This is a genomic window from Actinomadura harenae, from assembly GCF_003696215.1.
Taxonomy (GTDB): domain Bacteria; phylum Actinomycetota; class Actinomycetes; order Streptosporangiales; family Streptosporangiaceae; genus Spirillospora; species Spirillospora harenae.
This window is the reverse complement of sequence record NZ_RFFG01000230.1, coordinates 1-3,478: the sequence shown is the minus strand read 5'-3', so window position 1 is coordinate 3,478 and position 3,478 is coordinate 1. Positions and strand designations below refer to the sequence as shown.

5 protein-coding genes and 1 pseudogene are annotated in these 3,478 nt (G+C 74.0%); 5 read left to right on the top strand and 1 reads right to left on the bottom strand.

Annotated elements, in window-relative coordinates:
- From EBO15_RS42935 to EBO15_RS42915, 5 genes and pseudogenes are all read left to right on the top strand, one after another.
- Positions 1-563: pseudogene (locus tag EBO15_RS42935) on the top strand (NAD(P)/FAD-dependent oxidoreductase); the annotation flags it as partial.
- Between the two features lie 125 nt (positions 564-688).
- Positions 689-892, top strand: a complete 204-nt coding sequence (locus EBO15_RS42930; protein ID WP_122200162.1) for a hypothetical protein — start codon at positions 689-691, stop codon at positions 890-892.
- 183 nt (positions 893-1,075) lie between these two features.
- Complete coding sequence (locus EBO15_RS42925) at positions 1,076-1,699, top strand: TetR/AcrR family transcriptional regulator (protein ID WP_122200161.1); 624 nt, start codon at positions 1,076-1,078, stop codon at positions 1,697-1,699.
- A 96-nt stretch (positions 1,700-1,795) separates the two neighbouring features.
- Positions 1,796-2,029 carry a DUF3107 domain-containing protein gene (locus tag EBO15_RS42920; RefSeq protein ID WP_122200160.1) on the top strand — a complete coding sequence of 78 codons (234 nt, stop codon included), beginning with the start codon at positions 1,796-1,798 and terminating at the stop codon, positions 2,027-2,029.
- 181 nt (positions 2,030-2,210) lie between these two features.
- Positions 2,211-2,495, top strand: coding sequence for a GlsB/YeaQ/YmgE family stress response membrane protein (locus tag EBO15_RS42915; RefSeq protein ID WP_122200159.1), 285 nt, complete (start codon positions 2,211-2,213; stop codon positions 2,493-2,495).
- A 136-nt stretch (positions 2,496-2,631) separates the two neighbouring features.
- Here the strand turns inward: EBO15_RS42915 and EBO15_RS42910 are convergent.
- On the bottom strand, positions 2,632-3,478 hold an 847-nt coding region (locus EBO15_RS42910; RefSeq protein ID WP_158628510.1), incomplete at its 5' end, for a hypothetical protein.

Here is a 3,478-nt window from a genome sequence, read left to right as displayed (position 1 = left end):
GCACGTGGTCCCCGCAGGCCGCCGACGGCACGGCGAACGGCGAGGCGAACGGCGCGGGCGGGGCCCCGCCGATGGCGGAGCCGGGCGGCGGCGTCTGGGCGGCCGGGGACGTCACCGGCGTCGCGCGCACCACGCACGCGGCCCGCTACCAGGCCCGCGTGGTCGTCTCGAACATCCTCGGCAAGCGCCACGAGGCCGACTACCGGGCGATCCCGCGCGTGGTCTACACGGCCCCGACCGTGTACGCGGTGGGCGTCAGCCCCGTCCACGCCGAGCGGGCCGGGACGCGCCTGATCATGGCGGGCCGCGACCTGTCGGCGACGGCGCGGGCGTCCGTGGAGGCCGAGGACCGGGGCCGCGTCGAGCTCTACGCGGACGCCGAACGCGGGCTGCTCGTGGGGGCCGCCGCGGTCGGGCTCTACGCTGAGGAGTGGATGAGTGAGATCGCGCTGGCGATCCGGGCGGAGACGCCGCTCAGCCTGCTCACCGACGTCGTCCACGCCTTCCCCACCTTCGGGGAGGCCGTCGAGGCGCCGCTGCGCGAGCTGGCCGGACGGCTCTGAACGCCCGGCCGCCCGGCGCGTCCGGGGGCATTCCAAGGGCATGCCGGGGGCATTCCGAGGGCACTCCCGGGGGCACTCCGCCCGCACTCCGCCCGCACTCCGCCCGCATGAGGGGATGACACGCGATGAGCGAGACCGAGGACCGGCGGCCCGGAACCGAGCCGCCGACGCCGTCCGACGACCGCAGCGACGCCGACGCCGCCGAGCAGATGACCGACCTGGAGTCCGACGAGGACGAGTCGCAGGGCCCGCCGCCGATGGACGTGGACGAGGCCGACTTCGTCGAGCAGGGACGCGTCGTCCGGCAGGATGAGGAGGACTACCGCTGACCACCCCATACCGCCCTGACCTGCACATACGTGGGTGGCACGGGTGTGACGGACAGGACACGCGGAGCGACCCGGACCCGTCCGTGGGTGACCTTTGAGGTTACCGGCGCGTAGGATGGTGGGATTGACTCCCGCGGCGGACGACCCCCGGACCGCCGCACTGATCGGTGATCGGAGAGTGTGGTGACCGCGACACCGGACGCCCGCCCCCGCGGCACGCGCCTGCCGCGTCTGGCGCGGCGCAGGCAGCTGCTCGGCGCTGCGCAGGAGGTGTTCGTCGCCCAGGGCTACCACGCCGCGGCGATGGACGAGATCGCCGAGCGCGCGGGTGTCAGCAAGCCCGTGCTGTACCAGCACTTCCCGGGCAAGCTGGAGCTGTACCTGGCGCTGCTCGACGAGCACGCCGAGGCGCTGGTCCGCACCGTCCGCGAGGCGCTGGCGTCGACGCACGACAACAAGCTGCGCGTGCAGGCCGCCATGGCCGCGTTCTACGACTTCGTGGCCGGCGACGGCGAGGCGTACCGGCTGGTCTTCGAGTCCGACCTGCGGAACGTGGCGCCCGTCCGGGCCCGGGTCGAGCGCGCCAACCTCCAGTGCGCCGAGATGGTCGCCCAGGTCATCGCCGAGGACACCGGCGCCGACAGCGACGAGGCGCACCTGCTCGGCATGGGCCTGGTCGGCATGGCCGAGGTCAGCGCCCGCTACTGGCTCGGCCAGCACGGCAAGATCCCCAAGGACACCGCCGAGAAGATGATCGCCCGCCTCGCCTGGCGCGGCATCTCCGGGTTCCCGCGCAGCTCCTCCTGACCGGCGCGTTCCGGCGGGCGCTCCCTGCGGGCCGTCCCATCGGGCCGTCCCAGCGGGCACACTCGGACGAGAAGCCTCGGACATAAGGAGCGTCGCGTGCAGGTACGCATCGGGGTGCAGTTCGTCCCCAAGGAACTGGTGGTCGAGACCAGGCTGACCGCGGACGAGGTCCAGGGCCTCCTCGCGGGCGCGCTCGCCGAGACCGGCGGCGTGTTCGTCCTGGAGGACCGCAAGGGCGGCCGCATGGTGGTCCCCGCCGCCCACGTCGCCTATCTGGAGATCGGCGAGGACGAGGGCCACTCGGTCGGCTTCGGCACGACCTACTCCTGACCGGGCCGGGCCCGACCTGGGCCTGACCTGGACTTACGCCCGATCCGGCGATCCGGCCGCCCCGTTCCGGGCGGCCGGACCCCGGCAGGATGTTTGAATCGGGCACCGAGGGCATACCGACCACGGACAGGCCGCCCCGCACCGGCGGGGCGTCCCCACCACGGAACGGTGATCGACAGTCATGCTCACGGTCCTCTGGTTCATCTTCGTGGGATTGGTGATCGGCGCGCTGGCGCGCCTGCTGGTCCCCGGCCGCAACCCGATCGGGATCCTGCTGACCATCGGCGTCGGAATCGTCGGCGCCATCCTCGGCGGGCTGGTCGCGGGCGCGCTCGGCGCCGGATCGGTGCTCGCCTTCGTCCTCAGCGTGGTCATCGCGGCGGTCGGCGTGGCCGCCCTGACCTCGCACGGCACCGGCCGCTGGGGCTCGGGCCGCCTCGGCAGGCGCCGCCGCTCGTACTTCTGACCCCGTCCTCGAGGCCCCGTGACGGCCACGCGGCCTCGCCGCCGGCCGACCGGCGCCCCGGCCGTCCAACCCGCTCGGCCGCCCTGCTCGTTCGGAGCCCCCGTGCCCGCACACGGGGGCTCCGGCGCGTCCGGGCTCAGCCGCCCGTCAGGGACCTGAGGACGTCGGGGCGCAGGGTTCCGCGCAGCTGGGTGTAGGGGATCTTGACGGGGGTGTCCGCGCGGCCGCAGGCCATGTCGTAGCCGAGCCGGGTCACCGGGATCAGGAACTCCGCGCCGGACGGGGTGAGGAGCAGCCGGACGCTCCCCTTGTCGACGGACTCGGGGGTCAGGTAGCGGTCGCCGACGTCCGGGCGCGTGGTCCTGCCGCAAAAGATCCCGTTGGGCGTGTGCCGTTCGAAGAGCAGCGTCAGGTCCCGCGTGCCCTGCGTGGTGTCCACGGCGGGGAGCAGCAGATCGCGGGTCCGGAGCGCCCTTCCCGTCGTCAGGTCGACGGTGAGCGTGGACTTGTAGACGGTGTTCCGGTACCCGGAGGTTGGCCGGTACTGGACGGACAGGTAGCGCGGCCCCTTCACCCCGAAGTCGATCACGGACGCCGGGCGGAAGGTGTCCCCGGGCGGACGCGTCGGCCCGACGAAGTTGGCGAAGTCGGTGTGCGCGTCCGCCGCCCAGGTCTCCGCCGGGTCGCGGAGGAGCCTGTTGACGCGGTCCTCGAGGGCCGCCGACGCGAGCCCGGTCACGTGCGGATAGCCGACGGTCGCGGTGACGTCCGGGCGGGTGAAGGTCTTCGTCTCGCTCAGCAGCGTGACCCGCGGCGCCTTCGGGGACGGGTTCGCTGCGGGGTGCCCGCCGCCGTTCCGCGTGGCCACGTAGGTGCCCGCGCCACCTGCGATGACGGTGGTCGCGAGGGCCGCCGCCGCGATCTTCGCGCCGGTCGCGGCGAGCAGCCCGCCGCCCCCGGCCGTCCCGGCGCCACCCGCCGCA